The organism is Lapidilactobacillus bayanensis, from assembly GCF_003946695.1.
GTDB classification, from domain to species: Bacteria; Bacillota; Bacilli; order Lactobacillales; family Lactobacillaceae; genus Lapidilactobacillus; species Lapidilactobacillus bayanensis.
Genome location: NZ_RHOX01000012.1, coordinates 25699 through 50750 on the forward strand (window position 1 = coordinate 25699; position 25052 = coordinate 50750).

The 25052-nt window shown below is 39.4% G+C and carries 22 protein-coding genes; 16 read left to right on the top strand and 6 right to left on the bottom strand.

The window, feature by feature from the left end; translation table 11 throughout:
- Positions 1-29 precede the first annotated feature (29 nt).
- Entirely contained in the window at positions 30-911 is an 882-nt protein-coding gene (locus tag EKM65_RS05940; RefSeq protein WP_164506843.1) for a nucleoside hydrolase, read from the top strand.
- Positions 912-1366: 455 nt separating this feature from the next.
- Here EKM65_RS05940 and EKM65_RS05945 read toward each other — a convergent pair whose 3' ends face one another.
- The gene (locus EKM65_RS05945; protein ID WP_125606621.1) at positions 1367-2527 is read right to left on the bottom strand and encodes a helix-turn-helix transcriptional regulator; all 1161 of its coding nucleotides are present in this window, start codon (positions 2525-2527) and stop codon (positions 1367-1369) included.
- Positions 2528-2633: 106 nt separating this feature from the next.
- Here EKM65_RS05945 and EKM65_RS05950 point away from each other — a divergent pair, with 106 nt between their 5' ends.
- The 11 genes from EKM65_RS05950 to EKM65_RS06000 all read left to right on the top strand — a co-directional run bounded on the left by EKM65_RS05950 (position 2634) and on the right by EKM65_RS06000 (position 14878).
- Positions 2634-3608 carry an NAD-dependent epimerase/dehydratase family protein gene (locus tag EKM65_RS05950; RefSeq protein WP_125606623.1) on the top strand — a complete coding sequence of 325 codons (975 nt, stop codon included), beginning with the start codon at positions 2634-2636 and terminating at the stop codon, positions 3606-3608.
- Positions 3609-3861: 253 nt separating this feature from the next.
- Positions 3862-5079, top strand: coding sequence for an NAD(P)/FAD-dependent oxidoreductase (locus EKM65_RS05955; protein WP_164506844.1), 1218 nt, complete (start codon positions 3862-3864; stop codon positions 5077-5079).
- A gap of 454 nt (positions 5080-5533) precedes the next feature.
- Complete coding sequence (locus EKM65_RS05960; protein ID WP_125606627.1) at positions 5534-6511, top strand: LacI family DNA-binding transcriptional regulator; 978 nt, start codon at positions 5534-5536, stop codon at positions 6509-6511.
- 199 nt (positions 6512-6710) lie between these two features.
- Positions 6711-7997, top strand: coding sequence for an ABC transporter substrate-binding protein (locus EKM65_RS05965; RefSeq protein WP_125606629.1), 1287 nt, complete (start codon positions 6711-6713; stop codon positions 7995-7997).
- 30 nt (positions 7998-8027) lie between these two features.
- Positions 8028-8912: a carbohydrate ABC transporter permease gene (locus EKM65_RS05970; protein WP_125606631.1), complete on the top strand. Its 885-nt coding sequence runs from the start codon at positions 8028-8030 to the stop codon at positions 8910-8912.
- Positions 8912-9763 carry a carbohydrate ABC transporter permease gene (locus tag EKM65_RS05975; RefSeq protein ID WP_125606633.1) on the top strand — a complete coding sequence of 284 codons (852 nt, stop codon included), beginning with the start codon at positions 8912-8914 and terminating at the stop codon, positions 9761-9763. Before EKM65_RS05970 ends, EKM65_RS05975 begins: the two co-directional genes overlap by 1 nt.
- On the top strand, positions 9763-11175 hold the full coding sequence (locus tag EKM65_RS05980; RefSeq protein ID WP_125606635.1) for a glycoside hydrolase family 32 protein: 1413 nt from the start codon (positions 9763-9765) through the stop codon (positions 11173-11175). The genes EKM65_RS05975 and EKM65_RS05980 overlap by 1 nt, the downstream gene beginning before the upstream one ends.
- Before the next feature lie 26 nt (positions 11176-11201).
- On the top strand, positions 11202-12059 hold the full coding sequence (locus EKM65_RS05985; protein ID WP_125606637.1) for an ROK family protein: 858 nt from the start codon (positions 11202-11204) through the stop codon (positions 12057-12059).
- Between the two features lie 414 nt (positions 12060-12473).
- Positions 12474-13589, top strand: coding sequence for a VanZ family protein (locus tag EKM65_RS05990; RefSeq protein ID WP_125606639.1), 1116 nt, complete (start codon positions 12474-12476; stop codon positions 13587-13589).
- A gap of 610 nt (positions 13590-14199) precedes the next feature.
- The gene (locus EKM65_RS05995) at positions 14200-14397 is read left to right on the top strand and encodes a hypothetical protein (protein WP_125606641.1); all 198 of its coding nucleotides are present in this window, start codon (positions 14200-14202) and stop codon (positions 14395-14397) included.
- A gap of 277 nt (positions 14398-14674) precedes the next feature.
- The gene (locus EKM65_RS06000; RefSeq protein ID WP_125606643.1) at positions 14675-14878 is read left to right on the top strand and encodes a hypothetical protein; all 204 of its coding nucleotides are present in this window, start codon (positions 14675-14677) and stop codon (positions 14876-14878) included.
- A 180-nt stretch (positions 14879-15058) separates the two neighbouring features.
- Here EKM65_RS06000 and EKM65_RS06005 read toward each other — a convergent pair whose 3' ends face one another.
- From EKM65_RS06005 to EKM65_RS06020, 4 genes are all read right to left on the bottom strand, one after another.
- Positions 15059-16345: an NADPH-dependent oxidoreductase gene (locus EKM65_RS06005; RefSeq protein WP_125606645.1), complete on the bottom strand. Its 1287-nt coding sequence runs from the start codon at positions 16343-16345 to the stop codon at positions 15059-15061.
- Between the two features lie 14 nt (positions 16346-16359).
- Positions 16360-16971, bottom strand: coding sequence for an NADPH-dependent FMN reductase (locus EKM65_RS06010; protein WP_125606647.1), 612 nt, complete (start codon positions 16969-16971; stop codon positions 16360-16362).
- Positions 16972-17214: 243 nt separating this feature from the next.
- Complete coding sequence (locus tag EKM65_RS06015; protein ID WP_125606649.1) at positions 17215-17517, bottom strand: hypothetical protein; 303 nt, start codon at positions 17515-17517, stop codon at positions 17215-17217.
- A gap of 19 nt (positions 17518-17536) precedes the next feature.
- Positions 17537-18118 carry a hypothetical protein gene (locus EKM65_RS06020; RefSeq protein WP_125606651.1) on the bottom strand — a complete coding sequence of 194 codons (582 nt, stop codon included), beginning with the start codon at positions 18116-18118 and terminating at the stop codon, positions 17537-17539.
- Positions 18119-18544: 426 nt separating this feature from the next.
- On the opposite strand from EKM65_RS06020, the gene EKM65_RS06025 reads away from it, so the two are divergent.
- The 4 genes from EKM65_RS06025 (at position 18545) to EKM65_RS06040 (ending at position 23986) form a co-directional block, all read left to right on the top strand.
- On the top strand, positions 18545-18997 hold the full coding sequence (locus tag EKM65_RS06025; RefSeq protein WP_164506845.1) for a MarR family winged helix-turn-helix transcriptional regulator: 453 nt from the start codon (positions 18545-18547) through the stop codon (positions 18995-18997).
- A gap of 19 nt (positions 18998-19016) precedes the next feature.
- Positions 19017-20732 (top strand): ABC transporter ATP-binding protein, encoded by a 1716-nt coding sequence (locus EKM65_RS06030; RefSeq protein ID WP_125606655.1) that lies wholly within the window; start codon positions 19017-19019, stop codon positions 20730-20732.
- A 2-nt stretch (positions 20733-20734) separates the two neighbouring features.
- Complete coding sequence (locus EKM65_RS06035; RefSeq protein ID WP_125606657.1) at positions 20735-22516, top strand: ABC transporter ATP-binding protein; 1782 nt, start codon at positions 20735-20737, stop codon at positions 22514-22516.
- A gap of 549 nt (positions 22517-23065) precedes the next feature.
- Positions 23066-23986, top strand: coding sequence for an FAD:protein FMN transferase (locus tag EKM65_RS06040; RefSeq protein ID WP_125606659.1), 921 nt, complete (start codon positions 23066-23068; stop codon positions 23984-23986).
- Between the two features lie 43 nt (positions 23987-24029).
- On the opposite strand, the gene EKM65_RS06045 is transcribed toward EKM65_RS06040, so the two are convergent.
- The gene (locus EKM65_RS06045) at positions 24030-24914 is read right to left on the bottom strand and encodes a LysR family transcriptional regulator (protein WP_125606661.1); all 885 of its coding nucleotides are present in this window, start codon (positions 24912-24914) and stop codon (positions 24030-24032) included.
- Positions 24915-25052 lie beyond the last annotated feature (138 nt).

Sequence of the window (25052 nt, forward strand, 5' to 3'; positions counted from 1 at the left end):
AAAATGAACTAGAAGAGATGAAGAAAAGTATGATAATGCCAATAAACAAGATCAGGGTGCTCATTTGTAGTGATGCTAAAAACGAAGCAGATGATCAATATGCCATTGTTCAGGCATTATTGACACCGAAGTTTGACATCGTTGGCATGGTCGCTCAATTCTATCATGAGATCGATGCAACAGAAAAATCGTATCAGGAAATGATACGTTTAACAAAACTCGTTGGTCAAAGTCATTTGTTTCCGATCGTTCGAGGTGCAACGACTGCCTTAAATTCTGCGCAAACTAATATTTTATCAGCCGGTTCAGAACTAATCTTGCAAGAAATGACACGTTCAGACCCGCGTTCACTGGCAATTGTTTGCTTAGGAACGTTGACAGACGTTGCGTTGGCTTTGCGGAAGTTTCGGGGTACAGCGCAGAATATTACGATTATTTGGGTTGGTGGTGGTCGTTATCCTGAAGGAAGTGCAGAAGCAAATCTACAGCGAGATTTACTAGCGGCTAACCTAGTGATGGCCGCGCCGGTGGCAGTCTGGCAAATTCCAAGCAATGTTTATAAAACGATGTTGGTGTCAGTGGCTGAGTTAAAAATAAAAATTGCTCCTTATGGTGAATTAGGACGCTTTTTATACCAACAACTTGTCGATTTTGCCAATGAAAATAATCAAAAGAAAAGTTGGCTTAACTCAGAAGCTTGGGTATTGGGTGATTCCACAGCGATTGGTGTATTGTTAGCTGAACAAAAAGGAAGTTACCACGAACAGATCGCACCGTATTTCACTGTCAACAATAAATATGATTTAATTGTTAATCGTCAGCAGCGACCGATCAGAGTTTATGACCGAATTGATTCACGCTTCATTCTTGAAGATTTATTCGCAAAAGTTCAACTTTTTGCTAGGCGTTGAGGTCCTCTTGAACGGTATGGTTATTGTTCAAATTGAAGAATGAAATGCAAAGACAGCTTAATGACTTGTTCGCTATTTGTTATGTTTTTATCATGATATACTGATGGTGGCAGCCGGCCCAAGTTTGGGGGTGTTGCTACTTATGAATGAGTTATTATCTCTAGTTATCGCGCCGCTCTTTGTTGGGGGTGGTACTAAAGTTAGTCACTGATTGGTTAGATCAGCGGCGGTAACCATTTCGGTTGCTACTAACTCACACGTCTGTCAATTATTACAGATGAAAAAAATAGCCATTCCTTGTCGGAGGAATGGCTATTGTGCTACTTATGAGTTATTATCTCTGGTACCATTAGTATAACTTGGATTTATAGAAATAGCAACGATAGCCTTTTGTTACTTTGAAGTGTGAAATATCAAAAATTTATTGTCTTTTTGTTCGGTATTAAGTAGCAAACTTAATCTGGTTTTTCCGCGTTCAGATAGCTTTGATAGTTTCTCAGAAATGTTTGTTCACTCGGGTAACCAAGTTTGTTGGCAATTTCTTGTTTGGTTAAATTGGTTGCCGCAATTAAGTTATGGGCAATTTGACATTTCATCTGTTGTTTGAGTGCGTGAAATGATTGACCAAAGGTTTGCTGAAGGCGAGCGTTAATGCTGTCTGTTGATAATTTGGCATGCGCGGCAATGTCGTCGATCGTTAAATTTTGCTGGCTGTTTTCTAGCATGTACAACACGATATCCCAAGCATCAGTTGATAGGAATTGGGAACTAAAGTCCATTCGCATTTGTTCTGGTGTTTGCTGATGGATTAATTCGAATTGCTTGTAGAAGTTTGCTTCGGATTGATAACCACAAATCTTGCCAATTTGGTTAATTGATAACTCATTGAATTGGAGCAGCGCTGTTGCATTGCGAATGCGGATCTGATTCAGTAGAGCCCGGAACGAATAACCGGTCATCTTTTTGATTTTCTTTTGTAGAACTTCAACTGATAATCCGAAATGAGTCGCAACTTTTCTCGTGGTGAGCTGCTCTTGATGATAGAAATGAATATATTGCAACAATCGCCAATCGAAGGTAAAGAAACGGTTACTCTTATCCTGTCGTTGTAGGAATTTTTGAAAATAGAAAGACAGTAGTGCCGTTAGAGATAGATTTAGACCTTCACTACCAGGTGTGTTATTGCGTTGTTCCTCTAGCACCAATTGAATCATGGCCATCAAATGTTCATTCGCCGATTGATCGAGACGAACAATTGGCACTGTTAAGTCTAAGTTGTTGATCGTGTTCAAGTAAGTCTGCCGATTAGTTGAGGCGAGGATTAATAAGCCTAATGAGAGGCGGACATGATAACCCGTTAAGTTATTTGAGTCGGTTAAAATGAAACGATGAACGTGAAAGGGTGCCAGTTCAATCAATTGGTCGGCGTGAACGGGGAAAAGCTGACCATTGATCTCAATGGCACCCTGACCAGATTGAATCAGTAAGAAGTCAAATTCATCAAAATATTGCAATGAAGTTGACTGATTAAGTGTGAAGAAATTTGCTTTTAATTCGTTCGGCTGAAAACTTGCAGATAAATATTCTACGCTAGTGTAGGGTAAATTCTTGTTCATTAACTTGCTCCTCAAAAAAGTGAGTACTTGGCTCTTAAATGATGTTTATTATCCTATTGTAAACGTTATACTACATGTGAAATAAAAAATAAAGGAGCAAGATCAAATGACAAAAGTTTTTGTACTCGGAGGAACTGGATTTTTAGGGTTCTACACAACCAAAGAATTATTACGTCGCGGGTATCAAGTTAAGACAATGGCTTTGCCACCAATGCCCGCTGATAATTTGTTACCCGCCGAAGTTGAGTGTTCATTAGGAAATATCAATGAATTATCGGATCAAGAGATTGTTAAGTTATTGAGTGATTGCAATGGCTTCATTTATGCAGCTGGCGCAGATGAGCGAGTTGTACCGCAGAAACCGGCAATGAAATTCTTTTATGAAGCCAATGTTTTACCAACCCAACGTATAGCCAGACTAGCAAAAGAAGCTGGTGTTGAACATTTTGTCGTGTTTGGTTCTTACTTTGCAGAATTTGCCGAGCGGTTGCCTGAACTTCATTTACGCGATGAGGCTTATCCCAATATGCGTTTGTTACAGGAACAAGTTGCTTTTGCTGAGGGTGAAGGCAAGATGACGGTCTCATCATTGCGTTTACCTTATATTTTCGGTACGATGCCTGGTCGGATGCCGTTATGGACGATGTTTGTTGATCAAGCGAAGAATCAACCTGTTTTCCCTGCATTGGCTGGTGGTACCGCGATGGTAACAGTTGAGCAAGTTGCTGAAGCGGCGGTTGGTACACTTGAGCATGGAGAACATCGTCATAGTTATGCGATTGGCGCTAAGAATATGAAGTATCAAGAATTTTATCAAATGATTGTCGATGCTTTAGGCCAGCACGAGACAACGCAAGTGCCAGTAGTCCCTTATGAACAGATGAAACCAATTTATGTTGGTTTAGATCAGCAAGCAGCCGCTGAGGGTAAGGAACATGGTGTGCATATGGTGGTTAGTTCCTTAGTTCAAACGAAGGATTTGTATCTAAATCCAGAAGATACGATGCCTATCTTAGGGATTAAAGATCATGATGTGGTTGCTTCAATTAAAGAAACACTCGCTAAGTGCGTTCAAGGATAAATTAGTTAAGGCATTTTTAACTGTTTGCCATTTTTTAAAGACAATCCAGGGTTTATGGTCAACCAGCTAAGGGATTGTCTTTTTGTGATCTGAAAATTTCTTCTATCGTTAAAAAATGATGTCAGGTTAATGTTGCTAAACTGTTACTTCAAACTTTTAGCAATAATTCGTTAGATAAGCTAATATTTTGTTGTGTCCTTTCTTTTGCGCTAAACTGAAATTATCATGGTTTTGTCATATGGGAGGTTGTCAGATGAAATTCGATGTCGTTGTGGTTGGTGGTTCGATTGGCGGCTATTTTTTAGTTAAGGAATTACGCGACAAGGGGTTTGCGGGCAGTATTTGTTTAGTTGATCAAGGTGATCAATTGCCTTATAACCGTTATAAATTATCTAAGGACTGGTTGCGCGGTGATCGTGAGGATCCACCGCTATTTAAGAAGCAACAATTCTATGATGAACAAGAAATTGTGGTGAAATTAAAGACCAAGGTAGTGGCCGTTAACGCGGCCGAACATCAGGTGGTTACCGAAAATGGTGATGTTATTTCTTATGGCCGGTTAGTGTTGGCGTTGGGCTCTAGTGCCCGTCATTTAACTGTTCCTAATCAAGATGCGGCTGGTATTTTTTACTTACGAAGTTTTGACGACGCTTTACGAATTAAAAAGTGGAGTCTGCAGCCGGAAGTTAAAGAATTAGTGTTAGTTGGTGCAGGATTTATTGGCCTTGAATTAGCAAGCACGTTTACGGCGCGCGGGTTGCAGGTAACTGTGGTGGAATATGCTAAGGCACCGTTGGCAAATATTGCTGGGCCTGACGCAGCACAATATTTATTAGAATTGCATCGAGCGCACGGCGTTAAGTTAATCACTGGCGATGGTGTTGCCGCTTTCGAAAAAAATCGGCAAGGTCAAATTGAAACGATGGTTACAACTTCTGGTAAGAAAATTCCAGCACAGATGGTTATTGTTGGCGTAGGTGCACAGCCAAACGTGGCGATTTCAGCACCAGGTTTAAAAGTTGATCAGCAAATTGTTGTCAATGAATATGGAGAAACTTCCTTGCCTGATGTTTTTGCCGTCGGCGACTGCACAACGTGGCCTTATCAAGGTCAACTGATTCACGTTGAGCATTGGGAAAATGCGCGTAATCAGGGTAAAAATGTGGCTCGCAACATCATTAACACACACAGTGAACCTTATGCAATCCGCCCATATTTTTGGACCGATCAATACGATCAGACGATTGAATATTTAGGGCAAGCCAAGCAATGGGATCATATTTTAACGCGCGGTGAAGTCAACACTGGCAAATTTACTTTAGCCTATGTGGACGCGCAAAATCGACCGCTTGCTGTATTATTCGCTAACGATAATGACAAACGTAGCGATGTGGCGAAGTTTATGGATGAGTTTAAACCAATTGCTGTGGAAAAGTTTGTCAATCTCGATCTGAGTTTAAGCGAGTTGTAAGTTAGAGTATTAGCTCAGAATAACTTTTCATGGTAGGTACTAGTTTAATGACTAGTGCCTACTTTTTATATTCAGAAAGTGGATCTTAGATTTAGTAAGACCGATATTTTTTAGTGTTTTTAATCCGAAACGGTTAATTAATCTCAATTAAATTTGACGTTGAACATCAGGTTATTGTTATGATTAGGCTAACCTTGATATATTGAACCTTACTAAGCATGATGGGGTCGATTCTAGAAACAAGCGAATCACCGAGAATATCATAAGATTAATGTCATTTTTTAGCCGAGCATATTTTGTGATGAGCGAATATATGGGTATAGGAAATAAGATGAATCAGTATGTAACTATATATTTGTTGAAAACAAATTGCCGATAGAAGTTGATTTAGTTATACTTAATATTAGATTAAAGCGTTTAATGTTAAATGCAATTTCATGAAAGAGGAATTTAAATGGCCGCAACAATGAAAGATGTTGCTAAACTAGCAGGTGTCAGTTTGGGAACAGTGTCGCGTGTTGTTAATAACAACACACAAGTAAAAGAAAAAACAAAGCAGAAAGTTAAAGCTGCGATTAATGAACTGGGCTATATTCCCGATGATTATGCCAGAGGATTAAAAACACAACGTTCAATGTTTGTGGCTTTGATTTTGCCGACGATTTGGCATCCTTTCTTTTCTGAGTTTGCTTATTATGTTGAGTCGGAACTAACTAAACGTGGTTATAAATTATTAATCTGTAACTCTGACGGTGATGCTGAGAAGGAACGTAAATATATTCAAATGGTTAAGAAAAATAAGATTGATGGTATTATTGGTATCACTTATAGTGCGATTGACCGATATGTCTCAGCAAATTTACCATTGGTCAGCATCGACCGTTCCTTTACTGAGCCAGTTTCGTATGTTAGTTCTGACAACTTTAATGGTGGAGAAATTGCTTTAGATGAATTGCTAAGACACGGGGCGACCAATCTCGCCTATATTTCTGGTTATTCGCGATATAAAAACGAAACGACTAAACGCCACGATGGTTTTTTATCACAAGCGGCTAAGTGTGGTGTTCAAGTGACGGACTTATTTGTTCCTGAGCCAATTACTAATTTAGATGAATTGCTCCGGCGCTTGTTTATTCGGAATCCTAATATCGATGGCATTTTTTGCGTCAACGATACAATGCTCATGGATGTGCGTAATTACTTAGCAAGACATGGTAAGCATGTACCAAGCGATATTCAAATGATCGGTTTTGACGGAATTGCCTTAGGACCATCCAATGATTTAGGTTTATCAACGATTGTTCAGCCTGTCCCTGAAATGGCTCAAGCAGCGGTTAAGGCCTTATTTGACAGAATAGAGCGTCCAAATCAACCAACTCAAATTAAAATTCTACCAGTTTCGTTTAAAGAAGGTGGTACAACACGTAATTAATAGTAGACCAGTCTAAAAGAGAGAAAATCTTTTGGACTGGTCTTTTTTATATCTTGGAATTGGGAAAGAAACTATTTGCAAAAGTTTCTTTGGAAACGTTTCAAAAAAGCGTTGACAAAACACTAATACAGGACTATTATTTTTCTTGTAAATGAAACGTTTCATAAATACTAAATTTACTTGAATGGGGAGTTTTAGAATGAACAAACGAAAAGTTCTGGGAGTTTTGGGTATAACAGTTTTAACCAGTTTAGTACTTGCTGGTTGCTCAAGCAAGAGTAAAGCCGACGGCAAAGATGTCACAATGTGGGTTCAATATTCGAAGACAGATCCAGAAGGAAAAGCGATGGCCAAGAATATTACCGCCTTTAACAAGGAGAACAAAAAAGGTTATCATGCGACCGTTCAATATATTCCACGTAACTCTTCAGGTGGCGGTTATGAAGATAAGGTCAATGCAGCTTTGAATGCTGGTAACTTACCAGATGTTTTAACATTGGACGGCCCTAATACAGCTGCATATGCCAAGAATAAGATTATTCAACCTTTAGACAAGTATATTACAAATAAAAGTGATATTTTACCAAGTATCATTAGCCAAGGAACTTATAAAGGTAAGTTATATTCAATCGGTTACTCAGAATCTGGCGTTGGTATTTATTACAACAAGAGAATGTTTAAGGATGCTGGGATCCAAGAATCAAGTATTCCTACTCTAAAGAATCCTTGGGACTGGAATCAATTCATGGCAATTTGCGCCAAGTTAAAGGCTAAGTATAATGCGCCAGCAATTGATATGCAAATTCAAGACCATTCTGAAATGTCCCTTTATGCATTTGCGCCATTTGTTTGGTCTGCAGGTGGCAATATTACCAATAAGAATGGCACTAAATCGATTGGTTACTTTAACTCTAAAGAATCACAGACTGCTTTCCAATTCATTCAAGATATGGTCAAGAAGGATTACACAACAACGACTCCAGTTAATAAAGCATTCCAAACTGGCAAGTATCCAATGATGCTATCAGGCTCATGGACAATCACTGAATTGAATACATCATACAAGCATCTCGACTATGGTATGCTGCCTTATCCAGTTTCTCCTATGACACATAAGTTAGTTTCACCAACTGGTTCATGGCAATATGCAATGACTACTTCAACTACCAAAAAGAAAGCAGCAGGCGCATTAGTCAACTTTTTATCATCAACTAAGCAAGAATACCGGACCAGCATGACCATGTCTACATTACCAGCGCGTAAATCCGTTTCCAAGTTAATGGAAGATAAAGTTGATCCAAGCTTACGTTTCTTAATGGAACAAAATATTCTAAGTGGCCACGCACGTCCAGTATTGGTTAACTATCCACAAGTAACTAGAACTTTTGCAGATACCGTCACTAAGACAACTTATTATAAGCAAAATCCAAATATTGCTAAATTATTAAAGAAACAGGCAACAACAATTCAAAGTTACTTAAAGTAATCTTGGGTTATAGAAAGAGGTGCACTTGAGATGTCCAGACTAGGTAAACGACAAAATCAAGCTTGGTTTTTCTTAGCTCCAGCAATAATTGTGCTTGGATTATTCTTGTTTATTCCATCAATTATTTCATTTTGTTATTCTTTTACTGATTTCAATATGTTGGCACCAAAATTAGCAGCATTCGTTGGAATCGCCAATTATCTCAAATTGTTCAAAGATCCAATTTTTATGAAGAGTTTAAAGAATATCGTTCAATTCGTAGCTTTTGTCCTACCTATTCAAGTAGGAACAGCTTTGGGCCTAGCATTGATCGTTAACAAAAAACGGCCATTCAATATGTTTTATAAAGTCGCTTTCTTTGCTCCCGTTGTTGTTTCATTAGCTGTTACATCAATTTTATGGATGTACATTTTGAATCCGAGTCAAGGCATCTTAAATAGTTTACTAGCTAAAGTAGGAATCTCTGCGCAACCTTTCTTAAATAGTTCTAAACAAGCGATGTTTGCTATTATCTTTCTTTCGGCTTGGCAAGCATGTGGTAATCAAATGATTATTTTCCTGGCAGGTTTACAAAATATTCCAAAATCTTTATATGAAGCCGCTGATTTAGATGGTGCTGGTAAGTGGGCAACCTTTAGAAATATTACATTGCCATTATTAAAGCCAACTACAGTTTTGATCTTAACGACAACATTTATCGATGCGTTCAAGATGATGACACAAGCCATGATTATGACTCAAGGTGGACCATTGAACTCAACTATGACACCACTATATTATATCTATCGAACCGGTTTTACCGATCGTCAGTTAGGTTATGCTAGCGCAATGAGTGTAGTTTACGGGTTCGGTATTATCTTATTTACGATTGTTCAGAGGAAAGTAACTCGTGCTGATGAAGGGAGTGGTCAATAATGACTAAATCGAGAAAAACATTCATTATAATTTTATCGACAATTTTGATTATGTTATTAGCATTGTTGTTCCTTTTTCCATTAATTTGGATGATTGCTTCCTCAATGAAATCTGAATCATCAATCTACAACGACTTGGGTGGGATTAAGGCCTTTTTGCCCGGATTAAACCCAGCACAGTGGGGTAGTGCCTATCAAAAGTTATTAGGACGGTTCAATATTCTCCGCTTCATTCTTAACTCAGTACTTTACGCACTAGCCGTTACTTTGGGTTCTGTTTTAGTTAACTCTGCCGCCGGTTACGCGTTTTCAAAGTTTGATTTTCGTGGCAAAAAAATCTTGTTTGGGTTATTAATCGCGTCAATGGTCGTTCCTGGCGATACCATCATGATTCAAAAATTTCAAATCGTCAAAATATTACACTTGATCAATTCGCCGTGGGCAGTTATTTTCCCTGCAGTTGCTGGTGCGTTCAACATTTATATGTTCAAGAATTTCTTCGACCAAGTTTCAGATTCAATCGTTGAATCAGCTGAGCTCGACGGTGCAAGTGCCTTTACAATTTATTGGCGGGTTCTTTTGCCAATGGCTAAGCCAGTAATCGCAACAGTTGGGACATTATCATTTATCGGGAGCTGGAACGATTATATTTGGCCATTAATGGTCTTAACCGATGCCGATAAATTTCCATTACAAATTGCGATCACTAATATTAATAATACGCAACCGGTCTATATGAATCAGGTGATGGCCATCTTAACAATTTCAACTGTACCATTAGTTCTGATCTATATGTTCTTCCAGAAATACTTGGTTCAAGGTTTGGCTGTTGCTGGAAATGGGGATAAATAGTGACTCAAACGAATAGTGAAATGTTAGCTTTAGCAAATACTTTTGTTGAAAAAAATAAAAATAAGAGTGAAATAAAATATAAACCAATTGCACATTTCTCTGCACCCTATGGATGGCTGAATGATCCTAATGGTTTGGTGTATTACCACGGTTATTATCATATGTTCTATCAATATAATCCTTATGATGAAACTTGGGGGGCACCTTATTGGGGTCACGCCCGTTCGAAGAACTTGATTGATTGGGAAGATCTGCCAATCGCATTAGCACCAGATCAACCATATGATATCAGTGGGGTTTTCTCAGGATCAGCGATTGTTAAAAATGACCGATTGTACATTATGTATACTGGTCATGTCGAAAATGAAGGTGTTTGGGTTGAAACTCAGAATATTGCCTTCTCAGATGATGGTGTAAACTTTACGAAATTTGAAAATAATCCAGTCATTGATTGGAAAATGTTGCCAGATCATGCGTCAATTGCAGACTTCCGCGATCCAAAATTAGTCTTACATGGCGATACCTACTACTCTATTTTGGCCTCAACCAATCCTATGCTTTGTAAAGGTCAAATTCTTGTCTATGAATCAAGAGATTTATTAAACTGGTCCTTCAAATCTGTACTATTAGATCAAAAACCAGAATTAGGACGAATTGCTGAATGCCCAGATCTATTCGTTTTAGGTGATAAAGATGCATTGATTTTCAGTGTGATTAATGAAGAATCCGATGAAACGATTCCTAATAATCTTTCTTTTATCGCATTAGGACGAATGAATTGGCAACAAGGACGTTTTATTCCAGAATCGATTGAAAAAATCGACCAGAGTTTAGATTTTTACGCGCCGCAAACAATTGATTTTGCCGGTCAACGTGTCTTGATTCCTTGGTTACGTAGCAATACTCAATTAAAATTTTTACATGATATTCATGCAGGGTGGAACGGTCAAATGGGTCATCCACGGGTCTTAGAATTAAATGATAATTGGTTGAATCAACGACCACTACTCGCAGAACATCAGGTTGTTAATACTGAGCAGCTAGCAAGGGACGATTCCAAGGTATTTGCTGGTGTGGCACTGATTAATCTTGAAGTTACGTTACAAGCCGGCGCCGTTATCAGTTTAAGTAGCGCCACAGATCGTGTTGAATTGAAGGTTGTCGAAGATCAATTAACCGTTACCTTTAATTTCGAAAAGACAAACACAACTCAATATTTACCAATTGGTAATTTTATTAATCAAGCGTGTCACTTAACCTTGTTGATCGATAATTCTAGCTTTGAAGTCTACGTGAATCAGCAAGTGGTGGGAAGTTATATTATTTTTCCAAGTGAACAAATAACAAAAATAACCAATATTAGTCAGAAAGAAATGTCTATTCAATTAACCTCTGCTAGTTCTGGGGAATAGATATTGCACAGAAAGAGGAGAAGTTTATGTACGCAGCAATTGAAGCCGGAGGTACCAAATTCGTCGTCGCCGTCGCCGATCATGATCTAAGTATTGTTTCGCGATTCAAAACCGCCACTGAATACCCAGAAGTTGTAATGCCAAGAATCATCTCATTTTTACAACAGTTTAAGATTGAGTCGATTGCTGTTGGTTCGTTTGGTCCGATCGGTGTTAATCCGGATTTAACAAGTTACGGCAAAATCAAACATACACCCAAAAAAGGTTGGCAGGATTTTGATTTTCTTGGAAATCTCAGACGATTTTTCGATGTGCCAATCTATTGGACGACAGATGTTAACATTGCAGCGTATGGAGAATTAAAAATGGGTGCTGCTCAGGGTAAGAAGAACATTGTTTATTTAACCGTTGGAACAGGTATTGGTGGTGGTGTCATCGTTGATGGACAAATTATGACTGGATACTCTCATCCAGAAATCGGCCATATCTTAATGCAACCAATGGCTAGTGATGATTTCAAGGGCGTCTGTCCTTATCATTCCTATTGCCTTGAAGGTGTTGCTGCAGGTCCAGCATTGGGGGCTCGTGCTGGAAAAACGGCCGAATTATTAGATGCTGATGATCCAATTTGGGATACCGAAGCTTTCTATCTTGCACAAGGTGTGTGTGATTTGACTGTTTCTTTTGCACCAGAAATGGTCGTCTTCGGTGGTGGTGTTTCTAATCAAACACAAATCTTTAATAAGATTAGAAGTTCATTTGAAAAGCAGTTAAATAATTATGTCGATGTACCTGAATTAGATCAATATATTGTACATGCCGGTTTGGGTAATGATGCTGGTATTGTGGGCGGATTACTATTGGCTCAAAAGATCGCCCAATAATATATTCAATGATTAAACAGAATTTGTTCCTTCAACCAAATTATAAGGGGGCGTTCAGCTCTCTTTTTTAGTGGATAGATTTACTGGCAAGCACACTGAATGGCTAGATCGGCTTGTGTTCTGGGAATCAAGATTGAACCGTAATTGTTTACAAGTTTCTTTAGTGCGATAAGTGATGAGCATTGAAAGAATTGTTTTAAAAGACTGATACAAGAGTTATTTATTGAAGTGGTTTGGATATTGGAGTAAGTGCCAATATTTAAAGATGTTTACGATGTTGGTTCAAATAATTTAACAAGTGATGTGACGATTTAAGAATTTTAGAACCTTACAATTTTGATCGTTGCGTCGACTGTTAGTTAGGGCGTATACTTTTTCTAAGTCAATTCTGTTGATTTAAGAGAAGGAGCAATCATGAGTGCTTATTTAGGTCCGATTAGAACTGCGGCAATTCTATTTCCAATTCTAGCGGCGTTGGCAGTATTGCCTTATGCCATACAACAATATCGTAAGTATGGTTCCATTTCCAAGTTGAAATTGGCCCTTATTTTTAGCTTCTGTTTCTATTTGTTGTGCGCTTATTTCTTGGTAATTTTGCCACTGCCTGATCGTAGTTACGTGGCGACTTTAACGACACCGCGTTATAATTTAATCCCATTGACAGCGGTACGCTATTTCTTCAAGACCACTGTTTTACAACTGACGCAACCCAGTACTTATTTAGTTGCGATGCGACAGAGTGCTTTTTTACAACCGTTTTTTAATTTGATGTTGACGGTACCGTTTGGCTTGTTCCTCCGTTACATTTGGGGAGTTTCGTTTAAAAAAGCCGTACTCGCTAGTTTTTGTTTATCATTATTTTTTGAACTGACACAATTGAGTGGTTTATATTTCATTTATCCACGTTCTTATCGGTTGTTTGATGTGGACGACTTAATTTTAAACACGTCCGGCGGTGCGTTAGGATATTTAATCGAACCACTATTTGTTAAAATTTTCCCGACCATCGAGCAATTAAATCAAGATGCAGCTAGTACCCGGACCGCGGCCAATTTTTGGCGGCGCACCTTAGCTTTCTTGATTGATATGATGATCGTTAATCTTGGGTTGAGTTTGATCACTAGTTTACTACCGAAATTAGCGGCCCATAATTTGTTAGTAAATTTAGTCGGTAGTTTGGGTTATTTCATTTTATTACCGTATTTGAATCACGGTGCAACCTTGGGTAAAAAGTTGGTCAAGATTAGGATCGTCAGTTTAAATGAGCAGCGAGTTGGTTTTGGTGCGTTGTTTTTGCGTCAGGTGTCATTATTTGCTGTCATGTTAGGTAATCTGAATTATTTAATTCCAGAAATTTTGAAACAATTGGCCGTTTCTGAAGGACACCAGCTCGCTTTTTATTTCACAGGTTTAGCTTTAGCAGGAGCTTTCTTACTGCTATCTCTTTTAAACGTCCTGGTGCTGTTATTGAAGAAGAATAGTCGGATGTTTTATGAACGGTTGACGCGGACTAAAGAGATTGGTTATTAGTGTTAGAAGGTATTTTTGGAGTTTGCAGCACTGACTTGAATCAATTTCACAATCAATTGTCACTACCCGGAATAACTAACTCATGCTAAAAGTAAAAGTGTGCTGATACTTTAAACATCAGTGATTGTCGATCGTAAAATTGATGAAGCCTATCTCCTGCTTGTTTGAGAGGACAACTTAAAAAGTAACAACAAACAAAAAAACAACTCGCCATTAATAGGCCGGGTTGTTTTTATTTGTTATAGCAAGTTCATTCATTAACATAATGATTAAAGTCTCTAGTCATTCAGTTCTTATTAAGATATATTGAGGATATTTAAAAGTTCTTTACAATATCATTTATGACGAACTTTGATTGGCAGTGTCGGTTCATAGACAGGCGCCTTAATAATTGTCATTTACAAGTATGCGGCAGCATATCGAAGTTATTTGTGTTGACAGGGTGCGTTATGAACGACGTTATGATTTGAAGAGCATCTTGGCACTGACCGTTCGATTTGGCGCTGTGTGTACATTGCAAGTGCTTGCGCAAGTAATACTTGCTTTTAATTGCGGTTGCAATCGCCAACAATAGAGGTCAAGGTGTCGAAAACTAAAGCTGGGGTGCGAGTTGAAGTTAAAACAAAAGAGCAAATATCAAGTGATCATGTATGGCGGGTTGATTGTTGATTTGGCTTTATTAGTCGCCGTCGTCATCCTCATTCAGCGGGCCGCTTGGATTCAAGCAATTGGCGCATTAGTCGTCAGCATTAGCGGACTTATTAATTTTATGTTTTTAAGAAAAGCACTTAAGCTATTTGACAATTGAAAGTTAGACTGATCATTGAATGAACGGTGAAACGCAAAAAAATATTTCAAGGAAAGCGCGGTGAAATTAGTGGGCGATATTGTATTTAATATTAGCACAATTATTTTATTCATAATATTGGTTGGTGGCCTGATTGCACTAGGTAAATTAATTTGGCGGATTATGAAACATTAAGCCTCACCAGCAACTGAACTTTACAGGGGTTAAACTAATCAGTTGAACAGATCGGGTCAAGTTATGAATTAATTTGTGTATTTATCGAGGGAGCGCGATTAACATGAATCCTAAAATAAAGGCAAGGATGAACGATCTCTTGACAGTTATCGGTCCAGTTATTTATACAACCGTCACTTATCATTTTTTTGTTGAACGTGGTCATGTTAAAACTGCCATTTGGTTCGTGGTGACCTTAGTAAGTTGGGTTGCTATTCTATTTGCTGTGCGTAAAATAGTTTACTATTTGCATCATCGTAAAAATTGAAGTCCGCGTTATGACATTGCAGGGATAATGACCGTAGTGAAGTCGCTGAAAATATCTCGGCAACCTTTAAATCGATGACAACAACAACCACGATTTGAATCGTGCAACCAGTTTATTAATCCTAAAAAACAGGCCTGAATCAGATTAGATTCAGGCCTGTTTTGACGTTACAAATAAGTTTTAGTCTTTTTTAGAAGCACCAGAAACAGCATCAACGTCTGGTTTTACCGGTGCTGCCTTTTCGGAAGCACCAGAAATTGCGTCGGGTTGTTGGCGGCTAACTTTTTTAGAAGCGCCGGGGACCGCATCGGTTTTTTCGGTGTTATCTTTTTTAGAGGCGCCAGAAACAGCATCAACATTACCACCGGTCAATTCTTTACCAGTCTTCTTCAAATACCAGTCAATAATTGGTTGGAAGTCGAGAATGTATTCGTTAATGCCAGCGTAATTACCCTCAGTGTCATGCAAAGCTTGGTAGTTATGAACGACATATTTGCCTGGGCCGTGAGGAACGGGCATCCGGAAGACATCCAGTTTGCCAGCACGCAACATGCTGATCACTTGCTTAACATGATTGTACGCGCGAGCAGGGTGGCAATCACCAATTGGGTTACCAACTTGTTCAGGCTTGCGGTGAGCAAACATACTGGCAGATTCACTGGTGTGGTTGAAGTATAAGAATTGATTATTGCCATCGACTAAAGTAATTTCAAACGGCATTGATTTCAGTAACTCGTCAATTTGGTTAACCGTTAAAATACCGTGATCTAATTGAACATAAGTGTCACCTTTAACAGGGTGGACCTTGGCAGCAGCTTCTTCAACCCAATGATCGGATGACATGTTAACGTCAGGAATTGTCGTGGCCACAGAACCTTTAGCCTGTAGGTCTTCATCGGGTAATTGTTCAGGGGCGTCATCAAGTTTAGAAACAACACTAATAAATTTCAAGAATTTTTGTAAATTACTTTGTAAGAAGGCGCGCGTTTTTTCGTCTTTCAAATTACCAAATTCATCAAAGGCTTTTTTAACGTTGCCTAATAAGAATTCGTTACCAGGCATGACGATTGCATTAACACCTGGTGAGTCCAAAATCTGGCGTAAGTGCAGTTGTGCCCGTGATGTGCCTTGATCGTAGAATGAAGCCCCGACAATCATCACTGGTTTGGTCGCGAGCGGATGAATCTTGAACGATAACCATTCGATCAAACTCTTTAAAGCAGGCGTAACCGTGTGGTTGTGTTCAGGCGTAGCAATAATAACGCCGTCAGCCTTCAAAATTTTACGGTTCAAGTTTTGAATGGCCACACTTTGGGTTTGATCATTACTTTCATCAAACATTGGTAAGTCCTTGACTTCGATTAATTCAAAGTCGAATTGATTCGCGAATTCTTTTTCAATGTATTGCAATAATTGGCGGTTGTATGATTCCTCGGCAGCTGAGCCGACGATTCCTAATAATTTCATGTTTGGTTACTCCTTTATCTTATTTTGTCCCAGTCAAAATCAGCGGCGGCTTTTTTATTAGCGTCGTGGGCATTCTTTAATTGTTGGGCGATGTCAACAAAGACTAAGAAGTCCGCAAAAATACCATCTAGTTTTTCAATGATGTCGGTGTCTTTGAGTGCGCCATCTTCAGTGAAGGCACTCAAGGAATTACCTAAGAGAAATTCTGAGCTGGGCATAATCATCGCATGTAATTCAGGTGCGTCCAAAACTTGACGTAGTTGTGCTTGTGCCCGCGAAGAGCCTAGCGCGCCATAAGAAGCACCGGTGACCATCACAGGCTTGTCAACGAACGGATAAATACCATAAGAGAGCCAATCCAGAGCATTGATCAAAGCAGCTGGTGCAGAATGATCGTACTCAGCGGTGCTAATAATGACGCCATCAGCTGCTTCGATTTTTGCAGCCATTTCGGTGATTATATCAGGTAACTTGTCTGCCGTTGGTTTGTTGAACATTGGCAGATTCTGAATTTCCATCAGTTCGATTGTGGCATCTTTTTGAAAGTGATGTTGCATACATTGTAACAATTGGCGATTAGTTGAAGTGGCAGAGTTAGTACCAACTATTCCGATTAATTTTTTCATTAGAAAACCCTTTCTAGCTTTGTTAACTTTATTTTAACAGTATTGTGCGTGAAATAACAGATTGTTTTATCGCGAAAATAAAAAGCAGTTGGCTAAAAATTGTGTCAGTAAGTCAGAGCACTGTCATGACGTGTAATGCGGTTAAAACGTTCAAACTCAGATTCTTAACTCAGGACAACGTAAAAACAGGTCAGGATTTTTTCCCGACCTGTTTAGCACATCAATGATTGTTCGCAAGCAGAACTAGTTATTTCTTTGCTGTTTAGTCCACCGCTTGTAGGTTTGATAGTCGCCTTTAGTCATGGCGAAGATCGTATCGTCAGTTTGATTATGAATGCGGTAGGTTTTACTAAATAAAAACCAGCCTAAATCTAACACCAAGATAATTAAGCCCACACCACGCATCACCATTAAAGGAATTGCTAGCAGGGCAAATACCGCTTGGGTGCTGGTCATGGTTCGCTTTAAGTGGGGGTAGTTACCTGCTGAGTCTTGTAAATCAGTTAGTTTCTTGGTCGCTAAAAGTTGCGTGCCGTTTTCATTCATGGCATTACCTCAAAATAAATTACGAATTTTCTGATAAGGGATGTGGCTGTGAGGATGGTGGTAGACCTGGTAATAGTTTAGAGGCAAATCGATTATCTTTTTCGATTGCGCGTTGCAGTTTGGTCGTGTTCGTTTCAGCAAAAATCGCTTGATAATAATCAGGAATGGTGTAATTGATTTGTTGGTTTGTCAAATAATCAAGAAGTTTTGGCAAGGCCGGGAAATCTGACGAAAGAATTTGGTAAGTCTGGTCTTGGTTCTTGATTGTTAATAGAACGTAAACTTCCACTGTCAGAAATCGACTCGTAACGTTAGGATGCTTGATCACGGAAATCGTTAGCGGATAATTTGGCGGCAGCGGAATCGTTTTAGTTTGCGTTGGATCTTGATTTGCGGTGAAGATCAACTGATCCGGTAAAATTTCTAAACGCAGATAATTTTCTTGACCGCCATATCTTAGTTCAGAAATCTCGCCATTAAATTTTAACTGGACAGGTACTTCATTGCCGGTTGCTAATGCTTGCTCAACCGTATTAACGTCGAGGGCATAGATAAAACCGTGGCCACGGTTAACGGCTTCGTTTTGTTTATTTTTGAACATTTTAATTTCCTCCAATCATGTCTATAAACCCCAATATAACTGAATTCTATTTAATTATACCACTTACAAAAAAAATAAAGTGATTTTTGTCACTTTATTATCCGACTTCTGACTAGAAATTAATTGCGTGTAAAATAACGTAAAATTTCAAAAAGTAAGTCGAATGAATGGCTAAAATTAGTTGGTGGTGAAATAGCTCGGACCACTCATTATTTCACGATTTAGTCTTATGTTTCTGACACGATTAACGTCGTCTTTGTACTATTTTGCTAGTGCCACTTTTGTAGCTAAGTTAAAGTTCACGTCCCAATAGAATAATCCTTACGACAATATTTTTTAGCACTTGCAATCGAATTTTCAGCTTGTTATACTCTTATAGTCCAATAATGGACGAAATGAATACAGACTAATTGTAGGGAGATGTTAATGATTACGGCAAATGACGCAGTGATGCAGGATTTACGGATATTCTTTAATCACTGGCATGAATATGGTGCCATTTACGAAGAGTATGCGAAGAAGATTGGCATCTCCAGTTCTAGTCTGGACGTGCTGATCGTCTTGAATGAAGAGCCAACTGAGTGTACGCAAAAAGTTCTTAGCCATGCAACCTTTTTACCTAAACAGACGATTAATTCAATTGTGACGAGCTTTTTACATCAGGGTTTAGTGAGCTTGACCGAGTCACAAACTGATCGACGTTTTAAAAACATTTGCTTAACTGCTGCGGGAAAGACGTATGCAACTAAAACTGTTCAACCAATTTTAGCAGCTGAGCACGCAACAATGGCTGGTTTACCAGCGGAACAACGACAAAAAATGTTGGGAATTATGGCCCGATATTTGGTCGAATTTAAGAATAAGGTGCGCCAGATTTAGCGTGAATTAGGGGGAGCAGATGACATCATTAGTTACTTATTTAAAGAAATATAAAAGCGATGCGTTGATTGCCACGATTGCAGTCATGATTATCGCCTTTGCGACATTATGGCAGCCAAGAATTCTGCAAGAAATGATTACAGCTATTCTTCAAAAGGATCAGACGACGGTTCTACATTTGGGAATACAATTAATTGCCTTAGCTGTCTTGGGCATTATTGCAGGCATTGTTAATACGATCTTCTCAGCGAAAGCAGCCCAAGAGATTTCAGCAGACATGCGTGAGCAAGGCTATCGTAAGATTCAAACTTTTTCTTTTGGCAATATTGAGAAATTCTCAGCCTCAAACTTGGTGATTCGTTTGACCAACGATATTAATCAAGTGCAGTTAGTGATCATGAGTGTTTTTCAGCAATTAACGCGTATTCCCATTTTATTTGTGGGTGCCTTTGTTTTGGCAATTATTACGATGCCGAAGTTCTGGTGGATCATTGTCCTGATGTTGGTGTTAATTGTCTTGGTTAGTGCTTTTGCCTTCACCAGAATGGGTAAGTATTTCGAAAAAGTTCAGACGCAATTAGAGGATAATAACACTTTAGCGCGCGAGAATTTAATGGGGATGCGAGTGGTTAAATCTTTCGTTCAAGAGAAAAATCAAATTGCCCGCTTCTCCAAATCATCGGACGATATGACCGAAACAACCATTCGAATTGGTAATTTGTTTTCAATTTTGATGCCAGCCTTTTTCTTAGTTGGTGATTTAGCTGTCGCGGGTTCAATCATGTTGGTTGGGACGATGGTCACGAAAGATCCGAGTATGATTGCTGCCGTGCAAGCATTTGTGAGTTACCTCATGCAAATTCTCTTCTCCGTGGTCATGGGTGGTTTCATGATGACCGGAGCTTCACGGGCGTTTGTTTCATTGCGGCGGTTACAAGAAATTTATGATACGAAGCCTGATTTGACTTTCCCGGATATTCCGGAAGAGAAGTTGCGCGGTGATGTTCAATTTGAACACGTCACCTTTGCCTATCCTGGTGATGATGAACCGGTGTTGCAAGATATTAGTTTTAATGTCAGTGCCGGCGAAATGATCGGGATTGTTGGTGCGACAGGTTCAGGCAAAACCACGCTGGCACAGTTGATTCCGCGGCTGTACGATCCTAACACAGGTGTGGTGAAAGTTGGCGGTCATAATATTAAAGAAGTAAATGAGCAATCATTGCGGGAGGCCGTTTCCTTTATTTTGCAACGCTCGACTTTGTTTTCTGGGACAATTTCGCATAACTTGAAGCAAGGGAAGCACGATGCAACTTTAGACGATATGAAATGGGCCGCGAATGTGGCTCAAGCTTCAGAATTCATTGAGAAGTTAGATCAGCAGTATGATGCTAAAGTTGAGGAGCGTTCTGCAAACTTTTCTGGTGGGCAAAAACAACGACTCTCGATTACACGTGGTGTGATCAAGCATCCCGAAATTCTGATTATGGATGATTCAACCAGTGCCTTAGATGCCCAGTCGGAAAAATTGGTTCAGCAAGCTTTGGAGAATGAATTAGCTGGGACAACGACGATTATTATTGCCGAAAAGATCTCGTCTATTATTAAGGCCGATCGAATTTTAGTTTTGGATAATGGCCGGCTAGTCGGCGAAGGTACGCATAAAGAATTGGTGCATAACAATCAAATTTATCAAGAAATTTATCAAACGCAAAAGGCATTAGAGGAGGTGTAAGCGTGGAAAATTTAAAAGGTGCAGGTCAATTTTTCAGCCATTATTTAAGTAAATATTGGCGTAAATTAACTTTAGTTTTCGGCTTGACGATTTTAAGCACTTACTTCCAGGTTCAGGCGCCAGTTTTCATGGGGGAAGCGTTTGAAGACTTGGCACGCTATTTGCAGCAATTTATGAATCCGGCTACTCGCGCTGCTGCTTCGAAAGCCAATTTTAATTCGGCAATTCTTAACTTGGTGATTTTTTACGTTTTAATTTCGATTTCAATGTTAATTAGTTCGCTAATTATTTCGCAAGTGGCTGGGCGTTCGACTGGCACAATGCGGATCGGTTTATTTCGTAAGATGCAACGTATGCAGATTAGTTACTTCGACACACATTCTGATGGCGATATTTTAGCTCGTTACACATCTGATTTAGATAACATTTTTAATGCGATGAATCAGGCCTTGTTTGAAGTCATTAACGCGGTTGTTTTATTCGTTGGGATGTTAATCATGATGTTTCGCCAGAATACGACGTTAGCGTGGATCACGATTGCTACCACACCGTTGGCAGTGATTGTCGCCGCCGTTGTGATTGTTAAGGCGGAGAAGTACGTTAATCAGCAACAAGATGATGTCGGCAAGTTAAATGGCTACATCAACGAACAGGTTACGGGACAAAAAATCATTATTACGAATGGGCTGCAAAAAGATTCGATTAAAGGTTTTTTGAAGCATAATAATCAGGTTAAGCAAACGACATTTAAGGGGCAAGCGTGGTCAGGAATTTTATATCCGTTAATGCAAGGCATGGCCTTATTAAATACCGCGATTGTCATCTTCTTTGGTTCTTGGTACGTTTTAAATAGTCATCTCAGTCAAGCAGTTGGCTTGGGTTTAGTAGTTATTTTTGTCCAATACGCACAACAATATTATCAGCCAATTATCTCGCTGACCTCGTTATACAGCATGATTCAGTTGGCAATTACTGGCGCGCGACGGATTAATGAAGTGCGCTCGCAACCTGACGAAGTTGTGCCCGCTCATGGCCAGAAAATTGATGGCATTCATGATAAAATTCAGATTAACGATGTCCATTTCGGTTATGTTCCTGATAAAGAAATTTTGCACGGGATCAATATCGAAGTTGATAAAGGTCAAATGGTGGCTTTAGTTGGTCCAACTGGTTCCGGCAAAACTACCGTCATGAACTTGCTGAATCGTTTCTATGACGTCGATGCTGGTGCTATTACTTTTGATGGCATTGACATTCGTGAACTTGATTTAGACAATCTTCGCGAAAATGTCGGTATTGTGCTGCAAGATCCACAATTATTTAGTGGTACAATTGCCGATAACATTAAATTTGGTCGACCTGATGCTAGTACGGAAGAACTTTACGATGCAGCGCGCCAAGCTAATATTCACGACTTCATTATGAGTTTGCCCGATAAATACGAGACGAAAATTGACGACGACAATTCAATTTTCTCTGCCGGACAGAAGCAATTAATTTCAATTGCACGGACGATTATCACGAATCCGCGCTTGCTGATTCTCGATGAAGCAACGTCGAATGTCGACACGGTAACTGAAGCACAGATTCAAGCAGCGATGGATAACGTCATCGCCGGCCGAACCAGCTTCGTGATCGCACATCGCTTGAAGACAATCCTCAACGCCGACAAAATTGTCGTCCTCCACGACGGCCAAGTAATTGAAGAAGGCAATCATCACCAACTACTAGCAGAAAACGGCTTCTACTCCGAACTCTACCATAATCAAATGGTCTTTGAATAAGAGTGCGGAGAAAGTCGGTTTGACAATGAGCATTAAAAAAGCAATGAAAAAGTTCGCTCTTTGAACTTATTCATTGCTAGCTTAAGCGGAGTTGTCAGACTTTCGCAGCACGTTTCAGATCAGAGTGCGAAAAGCAACGGGTTGATGGCGTAGCTCTAACTAGGAAGCACAGCTGGGTGTCAGCCCAGATGGGATTTCTAGTTAGACATAGCCATCAGTTGCTTGTAGCACGTTTCAAATAAGAGTGCGAAAAGCGCGGGTAGTTAGTGAGGATTAAGATCAAGACAGTTAAAATCTTGGTTTTAAGATTTAAACTGACTTAGCTTAACCGGAACTAACTGCGCTTCGTAGCACATTTCACTTAAATCATCTAAGAAACCAAAAGGACGTGCGACAAATTTGTCGCACGCCTTTTTAGATCATTTAACCAACATAGCTCAAGAATCTAGCGAGATAAAGATTATCTTTTTAGAGTGCACTGATCCATTTTTAGTTACGATCAAGTTGATGCTATAATAAATACCAGCAGAATAAAAGGAGCATTAGCACATGTTAATCGGAACACGAACACTGCATTTAATGGGCACTGTCATTCAATTACAAGTTGAGACCACGCAACCAGAACCGCTATTAGAAGTGGCTGCGGCTAAATTAGCCGACTACGAGAAACGTTTCAGTGCTAATGACGACAATTCGGAACTGATGCAAGTTAATCATCAGGCTGGTCAAAAAGGTGTCGTGGTTGATCCTGAGTTATACGAACTTATCAAAATTGGTAAAGCCCAAAGTATTGTGCCTGCTAGTTTTCTAAACATTGCTATTGGCCCTCTAATTCAAGAATGGCGGATTGGTTTTTCTGACGCGAAAATGCCAACAGATGGACGAATTCACACGTTGTTGAAATTAATTGATCCGACTAAAATTGAACTTGATGATCAGCAGCATCGTGTCTTTTTGCAAGAGAAAGGTATGGCAATTGATCTCGGAGGGCTGGCTAAAGGTTATTTTGCCGATAAAATTATTGCTTATTTCAAACAAAACGGCGCTCAATCCGGCTTAATCGATCTTGGCGGCAATGTTTTAACTTTTGGTCCCGCGCCAACACATGAAGATGGTCAGTGGCGGATTGGTATTCAGAATCCATTTTTACCGCGGGGTAATTTTGTCACCGTTTTACCCACCCAGAATCAGTCGGTGGTTACATCCGGAATTTATGAGCGTAAATTCCAGTGGCAAGGTAAAACTTATCATCATATTTTCGATAGTCAAACCGGTTATCCTTCACAGACCGACTTGGCCAGCTTAACAATTGTTTCAGACAGGTCGTTGACTGGGGAGATTTGGACGACACGCTTATTTGGTCAGAATGCCCGTGAGGCGATCGCCTTGATCAATCAAACACCAGGAATTGAAGGCATCGCCATTACCGATGATGGGCAGATTGCGTTTAGTAATCATTTGAAAGCCTAAATAGAATCATAAAAAAACACCGTTGTAATTTTGACCAAGTTGGTCACTTTACAACGGTGTTTAAGATTTTGTCGTTGGTATGAGCGATGAAATAATTCAGCGAAACAATTGCCAGGGGTAGCGGATAAATATTATAAGCTGCTGAGCTTGGCGCTAATTGAACACTTTCGGGCAGAAAAGTGACGCCTAAGTTGGCCTGAGCCAATTTGCCAATCGTAAAAATATTATGACTCTCTAAAACAATGTCTGGTTGAATGGCAAATTTCTGCAACAAGTAATTAATTTGGCGGCGGATGGCGGAACCGGAGCTTGTTAAAATTAAACGTTGCTGTAAGAGTGTTTTGATATCGAGACTGTTAGCCGTCAAGGTACGCTTATTCGGTTGGTAAAGCGGCGACGATTCAGGAATGACGGCATAATAACCGTGAGGACCACGATCATAGCTAGTTAATTGCGCTGGCAAAGATTCGGGATTTTGCCCTAGTAGAAAATCTAATTCACCATTAGTAATCCGTTTTTCATTTTCAGCAGGGACGTCTTCAGTAAGTATGAGTTTGACTTGCGGATGTTCCGCCAAGAATTTGGGCACAAACAAGGGCAATAAATAAGTGCCTAAGCTGGACAACACACCAATTCGTAAAATTGTTTTATCAGGTAAGGTATATTTCTCTAAATTTCTCTTCAAACGATCTTGTTCATTGACTGATGTCATTAAGTATTGGTAATAAACGCGACCAGCCTCCGTCAATTGTAAAGGATGCGCCTCGCGATTAATGATTTCGATACCTAATTCGGCTTCTTTTTTCTTAATAACTTGAGTTAAGTAGGGTTGAGAAACATACATGTTTTTAGCAGCCTTGGTGAAGCTGCCATGTTTAAGCAGTGTTTCTAAGAATTGCAGCATATTTAATGAATTAACTTGCGCCATTTCGTCCTCCACAAAATCTAATTAAGTCCATTATAACAAATGTGTTATTAGGTAATAGCTAAATAAGTATTTTACAGTTTTAAAATTATCGTTTATCCTAATGTTAAGGGATTCACTTAAGGATAACGAGTTGTTGAA